This is a genomic window from Salmonella sp. SSDFZ54 (genome assembly GCF_004010735.1).
GTDB lineage: Bacteria > Pseudomonadota > Gammaproteobacteria > Enterobacterales > Enterobacteriaceae > Salmonella > Salmonella enterica.
Window position 1 is genome coordinate 2,576,472 of sequence record NZ_CP034819.1, and the last position, 17,313, is coordinate 2,593,784.

At 51.4% G+C, this 17,313-nt stretch carries 17 protein-coding genes and 2 pseudogenes; 6 read left to right on the forward strand and 13 right to left on the reverse strand.

From position 1 onward, the window contains the following. Window positions 1-114: 114 nt before the first annotated feature. Window positions 115-2,823, forward strand: coding sequence for a magnesium-translocating P-type ATPase (mgtA, locus tag EOS97_RS12825; protein ID WP_000920858.1), 2,709 nt, complete (start codon window positions 115-117; stop codon window positions 2,821-2,823). A gap of 115 nt (window positions 2,824-2,938) precedes the next feature. On the opposite strand, the gene EOS97_RS12830 is transcribed toward mgtA, so the two are convergent. The 5 genes from EOS97_RS12830 to pyrL form a co-directional block, all read right to left on the reverse strand. Beyond that, on the reverse strand, window positions 2,939-3,385 hold the full coding sequence (locus tag EOS97_RS12830) for a transposase (protein ID WP_000252552.1): 447 nt from the start codon (window positions 3,383-3,385) through the stop codon (window positions 2,939-2,941). A 74-nt stretch (window positions 3,386-3,459) separates the two neighbouring features. After that, entirely contained in the window at window positions 3,460-3,846 is a 387-nt protein-coding gene (ridA, locus tag EOS97_RS12835) for a 2-iminobutanoate/2-iminopropanoate deaminase (RefSeq protein ID WP_000047544.1), read from the reverse strand. 76 nt (window positions 3,847-3,922) lie between these two features. Further along, a complete protein-coding gene (pyrI, locus tag EOS97_RS12840) occupies window positions 3,923-4,384 on the reverse strand; it encodes an aspartate carbamoyltransferase regulatory subunit (protein WP_000148566.1) in 462 nt (153 codons plus the stop codon). Between the two features lie 12 nt (window positions 4,385-4,396). After that, window positions 4,397-5,332, reverse strand: a complete 936-nt coding sequence (gene pyrB / locus EOS97_RS12845; protein ID WP_000013034.1) for an aspartate carbamoyltransferase — start codon at window positions 5,330-5,332, stop codon at window positions 4,397-4,399. A 35-nt stretch (window positions 5,333-5,367) separates the two neighbouring features. Next, window positions 5,368-5,469, reverse strand: coding sequence for a pyr operon leader peptide (pyrL, locus tag EOS97_RS12850; RefSeq protein ID WP_000249504.1), 102 nt, complete (start codon window positions 5,467-5,469; stop codon window positions 5,368-5,370). Between pyrL and EOS97_RS12855 the strand changes: the two are divergent. Further along, window positions 5,449-5,590, forward strand: a pseudogene (locus tag EOS97_RS12855) (hypothetical protein). The gene pyrL and the pseudogene EOS97_RS12855 overlap by 21 nt on opposite strands. On the opposite strand, the gene EOS97_RS12860 reads toward EOS97_RS12855, so the two are convergent. From EOS97_RS12860 to arcA, 5 genes are all read right to left on the reverse strand, one after another. Further along, window positions 5,560-6,048 carry an arginine repressor gene (locus EOS97_RS12860; RefSeq protein WP_000666051.1) on the reverse strand — a complete coding sequence of 163 codons (489 nt, stop codon included), beginning with the start codon at window positions 6,046-6,048 and terminating at the stop codon, window positions 5,560-5,562. The pseudogene EOS97_RS12855 and the gene EOS97_RS12860 sit on opposite strands and share 31 nt — an antisense overlap. Window positions 6,049-6,234: 186 nt before the next feature. After that, a complete protein-coding gene (locus EOS97_RS12865; RefSeq protein WP_000514434.1) occupies window positions 6,235-7,638 on the reverse strand; it encodes a YfcC family protein in 1,404 nt (467 codons plus the stop codon). 55 nt (window positions 7,639-7,693) lie between these two features. After that, complete coding sequence (gene argF / locus EOS97_RS12870; protein ID WP_000237031.1) at window positions 7,694-8,698, reverse strand: ornithine carbamoyltransferase; 1,005 nt, start codon at window positions 8,696-8,698, stop codon at window positions 7,694-7,696. A 111-nt stretch (window positions 8,699-8,809) separates the two neighbouring features. Beyond that, window positions 8,810-9,742 (reverse strand): carbamate kinase, encoded by a 933-nt coding sequence (arcC, locus tag EOS97_RS12875; RefSeq protein WP_000428751.1) that lies wholly within the window; start codon window positions 9,740-9,742, stop codon window positions 8,810-8,812. A 10-nt stretch (window positions 9,743-9,752) separates the two neighbouring features. Next, a complete protein-coding gene (arcA, locus tag EOS97_RS12880; protein ID WP_000410846.1) occupies window positions 9,753-10,973 on the reverse strand; it encodes an arginine deiminase in 1,221 nt (406 codons plus the stop codon). A gap of 675 nt (window positions 10,974-11,648) precedes the next feature. Here arcA and EOS97_RS12895 point away from each other — a divergent pair. After that, window positions 11,649-12,101 (forward strand): YhcH/YjgK/YiaL family protein, encoded by a 453-nt coding sequence (locus EOS97_RS12895; RefSeq protein ID WP_000635207.1) that lies wholly within the window; start codon window positions 11,649-11,651, stop codon window positions 12,099-12,101. Window positions 12,102-12,174: 73 nt separating this feature from the next. Here EOS97_RS12895 and argF (EOS97_RS12900) read toward each other — a convergent pair whose 3' ends face one another. Next, window positions 12,175-13,179, reverse strand: coding sequence for an ornithine carbamoyltransferase (gene argF, locus EOS97_RS12900; RefSeq protein ID WP_000103041.1), 1,005 nt, complete (start codon window positions 13,177-13,179; stop codon window positions 12,175-12,177). 165 nt (window positions 13,180-13,344) lie between these two features. Between argF (EOS97_RS12900) and rraB the strand changes: the two genes are divergently transcribed. Together rraB and miaE are read left to right on the forward strand one after the other, a co-directional pair. Then, window positions 13,345-13,761, forward strand: a complete 417-nt coding sequence (gene rraB / locus EOS97_RS12905) for a ribonuclease E inhibitor RraB (RefSeq protein ID WP_000013206.1) — start codon at window positions 13,345-13,347, stop codon at window positions 13,759-13,761. Between the two features lie 11 nt (window positions 13,762-13,772). After that, window positions 13,773-14,574, forward strand: a pseudogene (gene miaE, locus EOS97_RS12910) (tRNA isopentenyl-2-thiomethyl-A-37 hydroxylase MiaE). A gap of 233 nt (window positions 14,575-14,807) precedes the next feature. On the opposite strand, the gene EOS97_RS12915 reads toward miaE, so the two are convergent. Continuing rightward, window positions 14,808-15,296 (reverse strand): DUF3617 domain-containing protein, encoded by a 489-nt coding sequence (locus EOS97_RS12915; RefSeq protein ID WP_000826193.1) that lies wholly within the window; start codon window positions 15,294-15,296, stop codon window positions 14,808-14,810. Window positions 15,297-15,402: 106 nt separating this feature from the next. Next, on the reverse strand, window positions 15,403-15,906 hold the full coding sequence (locus tag EOS97_RS12920) for a GNAT family N-acetyltransferase (RefSeq protein WP_001519079.1): 504 nt from the start codon (window positions 15,904-15,906) through the stop codon (window positions 15,403-15,405). Window positions 15,907-16,100: 194 nt separating this feature from the next. Between EOS97_RS12920 and EOS97_RS12925 the strand changes: the two genes are divergently transcribed. After that, entirely contained in the window at window positions 16,101-17,288 is a 1,188-nt protein-coding gene (locus tag EOS97_RS12925; RefSeq protein ID WP_001066968.1) for a YjgN family protein, read from the forward strand. Window positions 17,289-17,313: the final 25 nt, after the last annotated feature.

Sequence of the window (17,313 nt, forward strand, 5' to 3'; positions counted from 1 at the left end):
GTAAGACAGTGACACAATAACGTCCCTGTTTTTATTTAAACATTGCTCATCGGGCAAGGCTTTGCCGCGCCTGAAGAATTTTCTGCGCCTGACTTCGGCGCGGAGGGATTACCTATGCTAAAAACCATTACCCGCCAGCTTTTTGCCCGGCTTAATCGTCATTTGCCTTATCGTCTGGTTCACCGCGATCCGCTGCCCGGCGCGCAGACCGCGGTAAATGCGACTATCCCGCCTTCGCTGAGCGAGCGCTGTCTGAAAGTCGCGGCAATGGAGCAGGAAACTCTCTGGCGCGTTTTTGATACGCACCCGGAGGGATTAAACGCCGCCGAGGTGACGCGCGCGCGTGAAAAGCATGGCGAAAACCGCCTTCCGGCACAGAAACCCTCGCCGTGGTGGGTGCATCTGTGGGTATGTTATCGCAATCCTTTCAATATCTTACTCACGATTCTTGGCGGCATTTCTTATGCCACGGAGGATCTGTTTGCCGCAGGCGTTATCGCCCTGATGGTCGGTATCTCAACGCTGCTGAATTTTGTGCAGGAAGCGCGCTCGACAAAAGCGGCGGACGCGCTAAAAGCGATGGTGAGCAATACCGCTACCGTACTGCGGGTTATTAATGAAAATGGCGAAAACGCCTGGCTGGAATTGCCCATCGATCAACTGGTGCCCGGCGATATTATTAAGCTGGCGGCGGGGGATATGATCCCGGCGGATTTACGGATTATCCAGGCGCGCGATCTGTTTGTCGCCCAGGCGTCGCTGACCGGCGAATCTCTGCCGGTCGAGAAAGTCGCCGCGACGCGTGAGCCCCGGCAAAATAACCCGCTTGAGTGCGACACGCTGTGCTTTATGGGGACGAACGTCGTGAGCGGAACGGCGCAGGCCGTGGTGATGGCGACCGGCGCCGACACCTGGTTTGGTCAATTGGCGGGGCGCGTTTCGGAACAAGATAACGAGCAGAACGCTTTCCAGAAAGGAATTAGCCGCGTCAGTATGTTGCTGATCCGCTTTATGCTGGTCATGGCGCCGGTAGTACTGATTATTAATGGTTACACGAAAGGTGACTGGTGGGAAGCGGCGTTATTTGCGCTCTCGGTCGCGGTAGGGCTCACCCCGGAAATGTTGCCGATGATCGTCACCTCTACCCTCGCGCGCGGGGCGGTGAAACTCTCGAAACAGAAAGTTATCGTGAAGCACCTTGATGCGATTCAGAACTTCGGCGCGATGGATATTCTGTGCACCGATAAAACCGGCACTCTGACGCAGGATAAAATTGTGCTGGAGAATCATACGGATATTTCTGGTAAGCCCAGCGAGCATGTACTGCATTGCGCCTGGCTGAACAGCCATTATCAGACCGGTCTAAAAAATTTACTGGATACGGCGGTCCTGGAGGGAGTAGACGAAACCGCCGCGCGTCAGCTCTCCGGACGCTGGCAGAAAATCGATGAGATTCCGTTTGATTTTGAGCGTCGCCGGATGTCGGTGGTGGTCGCCGAAGATTCGAACGTGCATCAACTGGTCTGCAAAGGCGCGTTACAGGAGATCCTGAACGTGTGTACTCAGGTGCGCCACAACGGCGATATTGTGCCGCTGGACGACAATATGCTGCGCCGGGTGAAACGCGTTACCGACACGCTGAACCGTCAGGGGCTACGCGTGGTCGCCGTCGCGACCAAATACCTGCCTGCGCGTGAGGGCGACTACCAGCGTATCGATGAATCTGACCTGATCCTGGAAGGGTATATTGCTTTTCTCGATCCGCCGAAAGAGACCACCGCGCCGGCGCTGAAAGCGCTGAAGGCGAGCGGAATTACGGTGAAAATTCTCACCGGCGACAGCGAGCTGGTAGCGGCGAAAGTTTGCCATGAAGTTGGGCTGGATGCGGGCGATGTCGTTATTGGCAGTGATATTGAAGGGTTAAGCGACGACGCGCTGGCGGCGCTGGCCGCCCGTACGACGTTGTTTGCGCGTCTGACGCCGATGCATAAAGAGCGCATCGTCACTTTGCTCAAACGCGAGGGGCATGTGGTCGGTTTTATGGGCGACGGGATTAATGATGCTCCGGCGTTGCGGGCGGCGGATATTGGTATCTCGGTAGATGGCGCGGTGGACATCGCCCGTGAAGCCGCCGATATTATCCTGCTGGAAAAGAGCCTGATGGTGCTGGAAGAAGGCGTCATTGAAGGTCGTCGTACTTTTTCTAATATGTTGAAATATATCAAGATGACGGCCAGCTCAAATTTCGGTAACGTGTTTAGCGTGCTGGTAGCGAGCGCCTTTTTGCCGTTCCTGCCAATGCTGCCGCTGCACTTGCTGATTCAAAACCTGCTGTACGATGTATCCCAGGTGGCGATTCCGTTTGATAATGTCGATGAAGAACAAATTCAAAAGCCGCAGCGCTGGAATCCGGCGGATTTGGGGCGCTTTATGGTCTTTTTCGGTCCGATCAGCTCGATTTTCGACATTTTGACCTTTTGCCTGATGTGGTGGGTATTTCATGCGAATACGCCAGAAACGCAAACTTTGTTCCAGTCCGGCTGGTTTGTGGTGGGATTACTGTCGCAAACGCTGATTGTGCATATGATCCGTACCCGTCGTCTGCCGTTTATTCAAAGTCGCGCCGCCTGGCCGCTGATGGCGATGACGTTGTTGGTGATGGTCGTGGGAGTCTCGTTGCCGTTTTCGCCGCTGGCGTCTTACCTGCAGTTGCAGGCGCTGCCGTTAAGCTATTTCCCGTGGCTGATTGCCATTCTGGCGGGCTATATGACGTTAACCCAGTTGGTGAAAGGATTTTACAGCCGACGTTATGGCTGGCAGTAAACACTTTCGTCGGGGATTCGCCAGCGTGCTTAATCCCCGATATCGCTAACCAGGCCAGATGCCCGTAAAGCTCGACAAGTTTAACGCGATCGGCTTTATCTTTAAATTTCAGGGCTTATTCAAACAACTGTAGAATGCTATATGCAGGCATAAAAAAGAGGAATGTCCAGCTAAGTTTGTAAAATACATTCTCTGCCCCCGAGCCAGAACGAGAGGAGGAGATGTCCCACCGCCGGATATGTTTTGCGGATATGCGACGAAAGCGGCGAATATAGCTAATGCAATAAACTAAGTAAGGAGGAATCGCTAAGGCGCCAGTGGGTTTAGGAAACATAAGGGTAAGCAATATGGCTGCGACAATGAAGCATAAAAAGACTATCTTCGCGGTAGATTCTATCTGTTTTAATTCCTGGCGTATGCTTTCAGCATGTTTCTCCTGCCAGCGACGGAGCGTGCTGTTGCTAAATCCATATTCTTCGCACAACGCCTTATTCGGTACGCCGTTTTTCGACTGTTGCAGAAAATCGGCGATTTGTTCCTCGGTAAAACGCGATCTTACCATTGCCGCCTCTCCATGGCTGTTGGTGCCCCGAACCGGGCAAACTTGCGCCGCCCGGCGGGGATAACGTCCGGCGCTTAGCGACGAACAGCGATCGCTTCAATCTCAATTTTCACGTCTTTCGGCAGACGGGCAACTTCCACGCAGGAACGCGCCGGGAAGGTGGCGTTGTGCTCGGTGAAGAAGGCTTCGTAGGTGGCGTTGACGGTCGCGAAATCGTTCAGGTCTTTCACGAATACGGTCGTTTTCACAATGTCGCCTACTTTCAGGCCAGCGGCTTCCACGATAGCTTTAACGTTTTCCAGCGACTGACGTGCCTGAGCGGATACGTCTTCCGCTACGGCACCGGTTTTCGGATCGACCGGGATCTGACCGGAAGTGATTACCATGCTACCCAGGTCAACGCCCTGTACGTATGGGCCGATTGCTGCTGGTGCATTTTCCGTCGCAATAGTTTTGCTCATGATTTCTCCTGAATTACAGCGGTAATAGAATGTCCCCGCTCATTATAGGGAGCCGGGATCTCATAACCAACCCAAATTAGTTGGCCAGCACCACATTATGCGAAAACTCTTTTTCACAGTATTTGCATTTGAGGGCGATATCATTGGCGCGTTTTTTCACTGCAAAGCTGGAGGATACCGGTTCCGCGTGGCTGATGCAGTTGCTGTTCGGGCAAACCAGCACATTATTAATACGCTCCGGCAGGCTGGGACGTGATTTCCCGACTACGTCGTAGTTGTCGATGCGGTTAACGGTGGCCTGCGGCGCGTACAGAGCAAGTTGGTTAACCTGCTCATCGGTGAGGAAGGTGTTTTCTATTTTGATTAAGTCTTTACGCCCCATCTCGCCAGACGGGAGATTCAGACCGATAGTGATTCGCTGATCGGTCTCGGTCAATTTAAACAGACTCAGCAGTTTAAAGCCTACCTGCGCAGGGATATGGTCAATCACGGTGCCGCATTTAATGGCTTCAACCTGCAGTTTGTTATCGTGTGTCATCGTTTTTCTCCCTTACAGACTCAGTTCGCTATTCAGTACTAACGCCAGTAACGCCTGGCGAGCGAAAATACCGTTGCCCGCCTGTTGGAAGTACCAGGCGTGTGGCGTTTTATCCACATCCGTGGTGATTTCATCAATCCGCGGCAGCGGGTGCAGCACTTTCATATTTTCACGCGCGCCGTTCAGGTCGCTGGCGCGCAGAACAAACTGCGCCTTCACATTGGCGTACTCCGACGGGTCGAGACGCTCTTTCTGTACGCGAGTCATATAGAGGATGTCGACGTCGGCCATGACCTCTTCAATAGAACCATGCAGGCTCCAGGCCATCCCTTTTTCATCCAGCATATCCAGAATGTACTGCGGCATCGCCAGCGCGTCCGGCGCGATAAAATAAAAACGGTTGCCGCTAAATTTCGCCAGCGCCTGGGTTAGCGAATGCACGGTGCGGCCATATTTCAGATCGCCGACCATCGCGATATGCAGGTTATCCAGACGGCCCTGCGTTTCCTGGATGGTGAACAGATCCAACAGGGTCTGCGTCGGATGCTGGTTCGAACCGTCGCCCGCATTGAGCACCGGCACATGACCGGAAAACTCCGTCGCCAGACGTGCCGCGCCTTCTTGCGGATGGCGCATCACAATCGCGTCCACGTAAGTGCTAATCACTGAGATCGTGTCGGCTAACGTTTCTCCTTTTTTCCCCAGCGACGTGTTGGCACTGTCGGAGAAGCCCACTACGCTGGCGCCCAGGCGATGCATTGAAGTTTCAAACGACAGGCGGGTACGCGTGGAGGCTTCGAAAAAGCAGCTGGCGATCACTTTATGTTTCAATAGCTCCGGCTGCGGGTTGGCTTTTAATTTCGCCGCCGTCGCCAGTACCAGATTAAGATCGTCGCGGCTGAGGTCGTTTATGGAAATGATATGTTTTTGATATAGCGGGTTAGCCATGTTTATCTCCTGACGCCTGGGCAAAAAAAAGCCCCTCAATTGAGGGGCTTGGTATTGGTTTTCAACGGAAAGAAAAACGGCAGGCCTGCGTCTTTTTTCAGACGCGGTAAGACAGAATGTCGTACACACTGAACCATGCTTCCTCCCGGCAAATTGTCCGCGATTATACTCAGCTCTGTTTTGGGATCAAGCGAATTAATGCATGATTTACTCATCGCAAACGGTTCTTATGAATTTAAATTCATTTTAAGCAAATAATTAATTTGTTTGTGTACCAGCGCCGTGCGCTGAACGACCCGTGGTGCGACCCAGACAATACTGCTACCGGCAACGACGCCGAGAATTTCCGGCAATGCGTGGTAATCCAGAATTCTTGCGACGGCGCGACCATAACCTGCTGCCGTATGGATAAGGATAAATTCGCTATTATGTTCAACGCTGACGACCATTTCGGCTATTGAACGTCCGGCATCCGGCGAAGGACGCCGCTGGGGATTTACGGAATAAATCTTTTGTCCCTTCGTATTTCTGATTTTTATTGCGCCCAGCAGCTTGAGCAGGCGCGAAACCGTAGACTGGCTGATACCTTCAAATCCCTCATTTTGTAAATCGCGGCGAATCTCCTCCTGGGACAGGTAACTTTTTTCACTAATCAGGCGCTGACAAACCGCCAGTTGCTGTTGTTCTTTGGCGGAGTAATCATCGTATTCCTTCATAAATGCACCTTATCTTTATTATTAATATCAACGGACTGGCGAAATTCATCACATTTGTCACATCGATTGCGGATCAATCGGGCGGTTTTGCAGGAAAATGAGAAGCCGATCAAAAAAGGTGACGGCGTGCCTGATGGCGCTGTGCTTATCAGTCCTGTCGGATAAGACGCGTCGCCATCTGGCTCGTTACATCATCGCTCCGATGCTCAGTACCGCCATGTTCAGCAATGTCAGGATCAGCAACAGCGGCGCGACCCATTTCAGATAGCGGACATAGGGAACCCGCGCGATCGCCAGACCGCCCATGACCACGGCGGAGGTGGGAGTAACCAGGTTCACAATCCCGGAGGCCGACTGGTAGGCGGTTACGACCAAATCCCGCTGTACGTGGGCAAAATCCGCTAACGGCGCCATAATGGGCATTGTCAATACGGCAAGACCGGAAGAGGAGGGCACCAGGAAGGAGAGCAATACTTCCAGCCAGTAGGTTACGTTTATGAAAATGGTGGTAGAGAGGCCGGAAACCAGATTTTCCGCGCTGTGCAAAATGGTGTGGGTAATCATACCGTTATCCATGACCACCACAATGCCGCGCGCGATACCAATAATTAGCGCCACGCCGAGTAAATCCCGCGCGCCGTCAATAAAGGTACTGGTGAACGCTTCCTCACCCATCCGCGTTATCACGCCAACGATAATCGCCGCCGCCAGAAAGACGCCGGAGATTTCCGCCATCCACCAGCCGAGAACCGCCACGCCGTAAATCATCACCGCGAAAGAGGCGGCGAAGATCAGCAGCACCCATTTCCGGGTAGCCGTAAACTCCAGCAGAGTATTGGCGCGATTGCCGAGGAAATGAGCGCGGTTTTCCTCCATTTTATCCGCCACGATAGAAAGCTCAGGATGGGCGCGGACTTTGCGCGCATAGCGCATTACCCAAAACACGCACAGTACGTAGCCGACAATTAACAGCAGTACGCGCATCAGCATTCCCTGAGTAAAAGGGATGCCGGCGGCGTTGGCGGCAATGACCGTGGCGAAAGGGTTAATGGTCGAACCGAGCGTGCCTATCCCCGCGCCGAGTAGTACGGTTGCCGCCGCCACTAACGGATCGAAGCGGGCCGCCATCATGACCGGCACCAGCAGCGTGTAGAAGGGCAACGACTCCTCCGCCATGCCATAGATAGTGCCGCCTGCGGCGAACAGCGCCATCAGAATGGGGATCATCCACTCATCTTTGCCGTTGAGTTTGACTGTTACCCGTTCAATACCGGCATCAATCGCCCCCGTTTTATTCACCACCCCCAGAAAGCCGCCGATAATCAAGACAAACAGCGCGACGTCAATGGCGCCGGCGGTGTAGGTTTCGTGGTTATAGAGGCCGTCAATCGGCGCCAGTAAAACAGCGGTAATCCCTTGCGGATGCGCGTCCACGGGGGCATACGTTCCCGCCACCGGCACCTCTTTTCCCAGCGTGGCGTTCATCGCCATTTGGTATTTTCCCGCCGGCACAATCCAGGTCATCACCGCGACCAGGGCAATAAGAATAAACAGGATGGTATAAGCGGTGGGAAATTTAAATTTACCCATGATGTTCTCTCCTGATATCACGGATATGCGCCGCGAGGGCGCATATCCTGTGGGATTAGTCGCCGAGCGTCGCCACCATGACCGCTTTGATGGTATGCATCCGGTTTTCCGCTTCATCGAAGACTATCGAGCCTGCGGACTCGAACACCTCTTCCGTGACCTCCAGTCCTTTCAGGCCGTAAGCCATTTCGATTTCGCGTCCCACTTTGGTGTGCTCGTTATGGAAGGCGGGCAGGCAGTGCATAAACTTCACATCAGGATTACCGGTAGCGTTTACCACCTGCTGGTTGACCTGATATGGCGTCATCAGACTGACGCGCTCCGCCCAGGCTTCTTTGGGCTCTCCCATCGAGACCCAGACGTCGGTATAGAGGAAATCCACACCGTGAACGCCATCTTCAACGCTCTCCGTTAAGGTGATACGAGCGCCGGTAACGCTGGCGATTTCCCGGCACTGCGCGACCAGCGCGGCATCAGGCCAGAAGGACTTTGGCGCTATCAGGCGGATATCCATGCCCATCTTCGCCGCGCCCACCATCAGCGAGTTGCCCATGTTGTTGCGCGCGTCGCCCAGGTAGGCGAAGCTCAGTTCCGGCAGCGTTTTACCCGGCGCGTGTTCCAGCATGGTCATCAGATCGGCCAGGATCTGTGTGGGGTGAAATTCATCGGTCAGGCCGTTCCAGACGGGAACGCCCGCGTATTCCCCTAGTTCTTCCACAATGTGTTGACCAAAACCGCGATATTCGATGCCGTCATACATCCGCCCCAGGACGCGAGCAGTATCTTTCATGGACTCTTTATGGCCGATCTGCGAGCCGCTTGGGCCGAGATAAGTCACCTGCGCGCCCTGGTCGAACGCGGCGACTTCAAACGCGCATCGGGTGCGGGTAGAGGTTTTTTCAAAAATCAGCGCGATATTTTTGCCGATCAGTGTTTGCTTTTCGCATCCGGCTTTTTTGGCGGCTTTCAGCTCAATAGCCAGATCGATGAGGTGTTGGATTTCCGCCGGGGTGTAGTCAAGCAGCTTCAAAAAGTTACGATTTTTCAGTGAAATAACCATTACAATATCCTTGTTAAAATGAATTGCCTGATGGCGCTGCGCTTATCCGGCCCACGGTTATGCGCGCTCTGTAGGCCGAATAAGGCGGAAGCCGCCATCCGGTAAAAAGCCTTATGCGTCAACGTCGGCGGTTTCACACCGAATCAAAGTACCTTTCTCGCCCGCGAGAATGGCTTGCCCATCCGCCAGCGAGCCGATTCCGGCAATGCCGCGGCAATGGCTGACAAACTCAGCGCAGGCGGTCACTTTCGGGCCCATCGAACCGGCGTCGAACTGCATTTCACGAAGCAGCTCCGGCGTAACCTGCGCCAGCGGGCGTTGGGTGGGCTTGCCCCAGTCGAGATACACCGCGTCGGCATCGGTCAGAATGAGCAGCGCGTCGGCGTGAATTTGGCTGGCAAGCAGGGCGGCGGACAGATCTTTGTCGATCACCGCCTCGATACCGTGGTAGCCATCGGCTTTTTCCACGACCGGCACGCCGCCGCCGCCGTTACAGATAACCAGGTGATCGCGGCTAATCAGCGCGCGGATGGCATCGTTTTCCACAATGCGTTTCGGCTGCGGGGAGGGCACAACGCGGCGGAAGGCGTTACCGTCGGCTTTGAATACCCAGCCCTTTTCTGCCTGTAACGCACGGGCCTGCGCTTCGTCGTAAATCGGTCCGATATATTTGGTTGGATTGAGGAATGCCGGGTCGTTGGCATCGACTTCGACCTGGGTGAGCAGGACGCTGATTTCACGCTCCGGCAGATGATTCTTCAGCGCCTGTTGCAGCATGTAGCCAATCATGCCCTGGCTTTCCGCACCGAGAATATCGAGCGGGTAGGGCGTAACGTTAGCGTAGGCGCTATTTTGTAGCGCCAGCAGTCCTACCTGTGGGCCGTTGCCGTGCACTAACACCACGCGCCATTGCCGCGTAAGCTGGGCGATGGTTCTGGCCGCCAGTTCGATATTTTTACGCTGAATATCAGCCTCCAGCGGTTCGCCGCGTTTGAGCAGCGCATTGCCGCCCAGCGCGACGACCAGTGTGCGTTTGTTTTCCATAACGTCTCCTTTAGATACCATCGCGTTCCAGTGGACAGCTCATGCAGCGTGCGCCCCCGCGCCCGCGACCCAGTTCATCGCCGGGAATGGGAAGGACGGTAATGCCGGCTTTGTCGTATTTTTCGTTGGTCCAGATGTTGCGCTCATAGCCCACCACCACGCCGGGACGCAGGGTGAGCACGTTATTGGCGTCATTCCACTGTTCGCGCTCAGCTTCAAATGCGTCGCCGCCAGTGGTGATTAAGCGCACCTGATCGATGCCAAGCGCTGTTTCAAGAGCATGAACCAGCGTGCTCTCCTGGGTTCGTTTCAGACCGCCGCGTCCGTCTGGCGTCAGCGTCCAGCACTGAACGTCCGGGCGAACGACTTCCGGATAGACGGAGAAGGTGTCGATATCAATGTGGGTCATGACGGTGTCAAGGTGCATACAGGAGCGATGTTTTGGCAGTTCAACGGCAATGACGCGTTCCGCCTGACGATGTTTAAACAATGCCTGCGCCAGGAACTCGACGCCCTGCGGCGTAGTACGTTCAGACATACCGATCAACACCGCGCCGCGGCCAATCACCAGCACATCGCCGCCCTCTAAAGTGGCGTGGTCGTAATTAATGTCCTCGTCGCCGAAATATTTAATGAAATCACCGCCTGCGAATTGAGGATGCCAGCGATAAATAGCACGTAAATTATTCGTTTCACGTTGGCGTGCAGGTTTCGCCATGGGGTTAATTGAGACGCCGTTATATATCCAGCAGGACGTGTCACGGGTAAATAGGTGATTCGGTAATGGCTTCATAATAAAGTCATTAATATCGTGAGTATCGACCACCATATTTTTTATGGAGGCGGGGATTTCGCCGTAAGTTAAACCGCCGCTTAAATGGCGAGCCAGTTCACGGTGCGGCATATCCGCCAGCCAGGCGCGAATATCTGCGGCAAAGGTGGGCCCAAGGCGATAATCGGAAATTTGCGTGTCCAGTAGCCAGGCTTTAGCGTCAGCCACATCCAGCGTTTGGGTGAGCAGGTCGGTTAACAGCAACACTTCTATCCCTTGCTGGCGCAGCGTGTTGGCAAAAATGTCATGCTCTTCGCCAGCGCGCTCTACGGATAATACATCGTCAAAAAGTAATTCCTGACAATTTGAAGGGGTAAGTCTTTTTAGGCTGAGATTGGGCCGATGCAACATTACGCTGCGTAATTGACCGATTTCAGAACCGACAAAATGCTTTTCCATCATTATACCTTTTACATAATTTCAAGAATAAAGAAGGAGTGGCTGCAAATATTTAGCGTGCTTGCAGTCGCGGCGTTTCAGTTAAATTCGGGAGCAATGATTGAATTTTATTTGGGTTGTTAATGTGATGAGATTCACATCAATCAAGGAGTGCTATTTTTCTTACTTAATATATGAGCCGGGTCAGAGAAATTCAAAAAACAATAAGGCATTAAATGAATTACTACGCAGCTATATGGTTTGTTATTTTTTTATTGTTAATTATTTGTTTGCTGTATTGAATGATGTTTAAATCTTAAATTATTGAAAATAAAGTGATTATTTTTAATGGTTGCATAACTATGCGTGAGGGGGATTTTATTATCGGGGATATTTAAATAATTTAAAAATAACTATGGATAGAGAAGTCATTTATGCAGGGAGAGCGAATTGTGATCGCTAAAACGTTTTTATGTTAACGCCTTTAATATCAAAGCGTTGTTAGTGGTGGCAATTTGGCGCCGCTGGGGTTTATGCATAGGTGCTGCATAAAGTTGGGTAAACTATTAACAATATATAAACACCGCTGGCGATAAACATGCGCTGGCGCAAAATCGATGAGAGTAAGGGTAGTATGGCAGCCATTTTTCTCGTATAAAGAGAAAAATAAAACGCTGTTTTAACTAAGGGGATGCGATGATTGTTGGCAATATTGAACATCTGGAGGCCTGGCTGCCGACGGCGTTACGGCAGGCGATTGAGCACGTCAATGCGCATGTCACGGCAACGACCGCGCCAGGTAAGTATGACATTGACGGCGACAGGCTGTTTTATATGATTTCTGAAAATATGACGGAGCCGGGCGAATCGCGTAGCGCAGAGTACCACGCTCGTTATCTTGATATTCAGATTGTGCTACAAGGTCAGGAAGGGATGGCATTCAGTACCCGGCCTGCGGGAACGCCGCACACGGACTGGCTGGCGGATAAAGACATTGCATTTTTACCGACGAGCGTCGACGAGAAAACCGTCGTCCTGAACGAAGGTGACTTTGTGGTGTTTTATCCCGGCGAAGTGCATAAGCCCCTGTGCGCGGTGGGAGAACCGGCGCGGGTACGTAAAGCGGTTGTGAAAATGCTGATGGCGTAATATTTTGTGCCGGATGGCGGCGCCTGCACGTTGCGATCTTGTAGGCCAACCGCCATCCGGCATCATCACGACATTATTTAGACAGCGTCGCTACCATTACTGCTTTGATGGTATGCATGCGGTTTTCCGCTTCATCAAAGACAATGCTGGCCGCAGACTCAAAAACCTCGTCGGTCACTTCCATCCCGCCATGTAAACCGTACTCTTCGGCCATTTTTTTGCCGAGCGTGGTTTCGTCATCATGGAACGCAGGCAGACAATGCAGGAACTTAACCTGCGGATTGCCGGTTAACGCCATCATCTGGCTGTTGACCTGATAATCACGCAGCAGGGCAATACGCTCCGCCCATTTCTCTTTGGGTTCGCCCATAGAGACCCAAACATCGGTATAGATAAAATCCGCGCCTTTTACGCCCGAGGCGATATCTTCGGTCAGGGTGATGGCGCCGCCGTTCTTTTTCGCCATGGCGCTGCACTCCGCCACTAACGCGGCTTGCGGCCAGCAGGCTTTTGGCGCGACCAGACGGAGATCCAATCCTGTTAACGCGGCGGCTTCCAGCATGGAGTTACCCATGTTATTACGCGCGTCTCCGGCATAGACCAACGTCATCTCGTTAAAGGCTTTACCCGGCAGATGTTCCTGCATGGTGAGCAGATCCGCCAGTAATTGCGTTGGGTGATACTCATCGGTTAAACCGTTCCATACCGGCACACCGGAATATTCAGCCAGCGTTTCGACGATCTCCTGGCCATATCCTCGATACTGAATACCGTCAAACATTCGGCCCAGGACGCGGGCAGTATCTTTGATGGACTCTTTATGGCCGATCTGGCTCCCGCTGGAACCCAGGTACGTCACGCGCGCCCCCTGATCGTATGCGGCAACTTCGAAAGAGCATCGTGTCCGGGTCGAGTCTTTTTCGAAGATGAGCGCAATATTCTTACCCACCAGCTTTTGTTCTTCTTTACCGTTTTTCTTATCGGCTTTCAGTTTGGCGGCAAGCTGCAACAGAGCAGTGAGTTCGCTGGCGGTGAAATCAAGTAACTTTAAAAAAGGTTTTTGGTAAAACGTAGACATACTTCCCTCACATGGCTTAGGCCTCTCATTGAATTAAAATTCACTTTATATGGATGATTATTCATTTGCAACCCTGTTTGATAAAACTTTTCTCGATAAGGTGGAGGCAACGTCGGCGGTATGTGACAATAAGAGTATCGGCAGGACATCTATGAGGAACGAGCTATGGCAAACCAGGAATTACTGGAAGAGCAGCGTGAAGAAACGCGGTTAATTATTGAAGAGTTACTTGAGGACGGCAGCGATCCGGATGCGCTGTACACTATCGAGCATCACCTTTCCGCTGACGATTTCGAAACGTTGGAAAAAGCCGCGGTAGAAGCCTTTAAACTCGGCTATGAAGTGACGGAGCCGGAAGAGCTGGAAGTGGAAGAGGGCGATACGGTTATTTGTTGCGACATCCTCAGCGAGTGCGCGTTGAACGCCGAACTCATCGACGCTCAGGTTGAGCAACTGATGAACCTGGCGGAAAAATATGATGTCGAATACGACGGCTGGGGAACCTATTTCGAAGACCCTAATGGCGAAGAGGGTGACGACGACGATTATGTCGATGAAGATGACGACGGCGTGCGTCACTAAAGCTGTATAGTATGACGGTACGGCAGCGTCTGCTGTCGTATTTTTTTAACAGGTTACGTATGAATTACCCGCAAATACTCTCTCCGGTGCTTAATTTCCTGCATTGCCCGACGCCGCAGGCGTGGATTGTCCAGGCCCGCGATCCGCAAAATCTTCCTCTTCTGCTTACCGATCACTTGATCTGCGAACTGAAGGCTGCGCAAACCGCGTTGCTGTTGGTGCGTAAATATGTCGCCGATAAATCGGGCGCTGACGCGCTGCTCGCCTGGCTGCAACCTTACGAGGCGTTCGCGTTTCGTCAGGGGCCGGAGCCGGATTTTGTTGCCCTGCATAGACAGATTAGCAAAAGCGCCATGCCGCAAACTGATGACCCCTGGGGGCGTCAGCTGATCGACCGTATGGTGTTATTGATTAAAGAGGAGTTGCACCATTTTTGGCAGGTACGCGAGGTCATGCAGGCCAGAAACATTCCTTATGTGAAAATCACCGCCAGCCGCTACGCGAAAGGAATGTTGAAAGCGGTACGCACGCACGAACCGCTCACCTTAATTGATCGGGGCGTATATCGAAGCCCGCTCCTGCGAACGTTTTGCCGCTCTGGCGCCCTGGCTGGATGAGGATTTACAGACGTTTTATCTCTCGCTTCTGCGCTCCGAAGCGCGGCATTATCAGGATTACCTGGCGCTGGCGCAGCAGATTTCCGCCGAGGACATTTCTGCGCGCGTGCGCTATTTTGGCGAGGTGGAAGCTGACCTTATCTTGTCGCCAGACCGCGAGTTTCGTTTTCATAGCGGCGTGCCAGCCGCCGGATAAAGGGTAAAATTAAAGATTAGCGTTTTTATCTTTTACGCTGTCGCCACCTGCGTGGTCATCCGCCCGGCATCAAACTGCTGGCGAGCAGAAAAAGTCATTTTCATGATATTCTGTCCTGAGTAAAGCCTGCACTGCGGCAGGCAAAAAGAACTCACTCAGTGTTATATTCCCGAAAGGTGACCGTGAACAATGCCATTTTTGCATCATCACTACGGGTTCTTGTGTTGAAATACTTACTGTTTCACGCCTTTTGACGCTTCAGAGCAGGTCTTGCCAACAAAGGTTTGTTTAATTTTGTTGATGGAGGTTGTTTTATTACCTCCTGCATCGACATCCGATTTCATGGTCATCGCAAATTCTGTATCGCTTATTTTCGTCGTTTCTACAATAGAGTGCGATTTGACATCAGGATTATTACAGACAGTCTCATTGATCAGTTTGGTATCCGTACTTTCTACAAATGTTGTCGTGCAACCGCCTGCACTGGTAGAAAAACCCTTCACCATTTTCTTAGAATCTTCAGACATTTTAGGGGTGTAACACATAAGCGTCGCTATGCCCGAATTTTTTTCATCCATTAATACTTCTTTTGTATCTGGATTGATGGTGCGCATTTCTATATTTTCCATTTTCCATTCGCCGGGCTGTATATCTAATGCATATACATTAGAGATACTAATAAACATAGCGGGGAAAACAATTGCTGATAATAGGCGTTTCATTTATAACTTCCTTGAATAATAAGTGATTCCCGGATAACAGGATGTTTCCGGGATTACTTATATCAGCAAAAATAATACCTGGCGAGGATAAATAAACGCCTGGTTTTCAGAGATCCTTTAACATCCTCACTTCGCAATCGACATGTCCGGTGCAGCCGAGCGGTTCGCTAATATGTTCAAATCCTAAACGTTCGTATAGCGCAATCGCCTCGCGTAAAAAAGCCGTTGTTTCCAGATAGCAGCGTTTAAAACCCTGTTCACGGGCATGATCCAGCGCCATCAGCGCCAGCTTTTTCGCCAGCCCCTGACCACGAATCACCGGTAAAAAATACATTTTTTGCAGTTCACAAATGTCTGGTTCGCTACAGGATAACGGCGCCACGCCGCCGCCGCCCACCACACAACCGTTTTGCTCTACCACCCAGTAGGCCGCGCCCGGTTGGCTATAAACCTGATACAGTTCATCCAGATTGGGGTCGGCAACGGTATAACCTTTATCGGCGGTAAGTCCGTATTCCGCTGAAACCTGACGGATGACACGGGCAATAGCGGCATTGTCAGCGGTAGTGATTCGGCGCACCGTGAGCGTTGGCGAGGCGACATTATTCATAATATGGCTCAATTTTTAAAATTTATTTATAGATTACTTTAATACCACCGTCTTGAGTTACGCGCAAGGAGATCCTGAATCAGACAAAATAAAAGGCGGAAAAATTAAACAAAAATAGTATCGTAGTCAAATCAGTAACAATTTACTGGTTTTTATTATTAATTCTAATAGATTGTAATTCAGGGATATGATTCATGAATAACGTTATCAGTAGTAAAGATAACCATAATCACACGTTGGTGTTTACAGGCAAGGGCGGAAAGTATTTTGTTATTTGCCTTGTGAATTTCTTGTTGACGTGTATCACGTTTGGAATCTATGCGCCGTGGGCGATGGTGAAATGTCGACGTTATATTTATACTAATATGACGCTAAACAATCAGCCTTTTGCTTACAAAGCCACGGGCGGCGCATTATTTATTAGTGTGTTGTTAGTTTTTATTATTTATATTGTTAGCCTCTCTCTTATTGAACACGGTCATCCCGGTCTCGGTTTTACGCTATTCGGCTTATTAATTGCGATTATTCCTTTTATGGCGGTGAAAGGATTACAGTATCAGGCGATGATGACTTCGCTTAATGGCGTACATTTTGGATTCCAGTGTTCCATGCGGCGCGCATGGTGGTACATGTTCGCTCTCCCGGTACTCCTGATGGTGGCGCTTTATATTGTTCTTTACATTATCTCACTGGTAACCATCGCCGTCGGCGGTTTAGTGTTCAATATCGTTTTTCTCGGTTTGCTGGCTATTATTGGGATAGGGGTCATTAACGGTATTACCTACAGCAAATGGATGACCTTGTTTGGCAATGGCGCAAACTTTGGCATTCATCGTTTCTCGATTCAGGTTAATGTTAAAACGTGCATCAGAGGGTGCGTGTTGGCAATGTTGACCCTTTTCCCTTTTGCTGTCGTGATTGGTTATCTAATCGCGCCGGTGTTCACCGACATGATTCTTTTGAGTATGATGGGGAATGCGCAGGCAGGAGGGGCGCTTATTCTGCAATATTATGGCCAGATAATGGCATGTTATTTCCTCTATTTTCTCGCGATTATTGTGGTAACCAGTTACTTATATGTGGCGTTACGCAACCTGTTTTTAAACAATTTGTCACTGGCGAACGATTCGATTCGTTTTCATTCCTCTGTCACTGCACACGGTATGCTGTGGCGGTTACTGGTGGTGTTTGTGATTTCCGGCGTGACCTTAGGGCTGGCTTATCCGTGGTTGAAAATTTGGCTGGTGAGCTGGCTGGCGCAGAATACACAGGTCCAGGGCGATCTGGATTCGCTTGAGTTAACCAATGATGAGAAGCCGCTGGAAAACAGCCCGCTAATGTGGATTTCTCGTGGCATCATGCCTTACTTCCCGTTTATCTGATGTAAAAAGGCCGACGTTTACGTCG

Bases quoted from the DNA above. Each gene is read 5' to 3' on its own strand.
- mgtA (WP_000920858.1), top strand. From the start codon at position 115: ATGCTAAAAACCATTACCCGCCAGCTTTTTGCCCGGCTTAATCGTCAT.
- EOS97_RS12830 (WP_000252552.1), bottom strand. From the start codon at position 3,385: ATGGTAAGATCGCGTTTTACCGAGGAACAAATCGCCGATTTTCTGCAA.
- ridA (WP_000047544.1), bottom strand. From the start codon at position 3,846: ATGAGCAAAACTATTGCGACGGAAAATGCACCAGCAGCAATCGGCCCA.
- pyrI (WP_000148566.1), bottom strand. From the start codon at position 4,384: ATGACACACGATAACAAACTGCAGGTTGAAGCCATTAAATGCGGCACC.
- pyrB (WP_000013034.1), bottom strand. From the start codon at position 5,332: ATGGCTAACCCGCTATATCAAAAACATATCATTTCCATAAACGACCTC.
- pyrL (WP_000249504.1), bottom strand. From the start codon at position 5,469: ATGGTTCAGTGTGTACGACATTCTGTCTTACCGCGTCTGAAAAAAGAC.
- EOS97_RS12860 (WP_000666051.1), bottom strand. From the start codon at position 6,048: ATGAAGGAATACGATGATTACTCCGCCAAAGAACAACAGCAACTGGCG.
- EOS97_RS12865 (WP_000514434.1), bottom strand. From the start codon at position 7,638: ATGGGTAAATTTAAATTTCCCACCGCTTATACCATCCTGTTTATTCTT.
- argF (WP_000237031.1), bottom strand. From the start codon at position 8,698: ATGGTTATTTCACTGAAAAATCGTAACTTTTTGAAGCTGCTTGACTAC.
- arcC (WP_000428751.1), bottom strand. From the start codon at position 9,742: ATGGAAAACAAACGCACACTGGTCGTCGCGCTGGGCGGCAATGCGCTG.
- arcA (WP_000410846.1), bottom strand. From the start codon at position 10,973: ATGGAAAAGCATTTTGTCGGTTCTGAAATCGGTCAATTACGCAGCGTA.
- EOS97_RS12895 (WP_000635207.1), top strand. From the start codon at position 11,649: ATGATTGTTGGCAATATTGAACATCTGGAGGCCTGGCTGCCGACGGCG.
- argF (WP_000103041.1), bottom strand. From the start codon at position 13,179: ATGTCTACGTTTTACCAAAAACCTTTTTTAAAGTTACTTGATTTCACC.
- rraB (WP_000013206.1), top strand. From the start codon at position 13,345: ATGGCAAACCAGGAATTACTGGAAGAGCAGCGTGAAGAAACGCGGTTA.
- EOS97_RS12915 (WP_000826193.1), bottom strand. From the start codon at position 15,296: ATGAAACGCCTATTATCAGCAATTGTTTTCCCCGCTATGTTTATTAGT.
- EOS97_RS12920 (WP_001519079.1), bottom strand. From the start codon at position 15,906: ATGAATAATGTCGCCTCGCCAACGCTCACGGTGCGCCGAATCACTACC.
- EOS97_RS12925 (WP_001066968.1), top strand. From the start codon at position 16,101: ATGAATAACGTTATCAGTAGTAAAGATAACCATAATCACACGTTGGTG.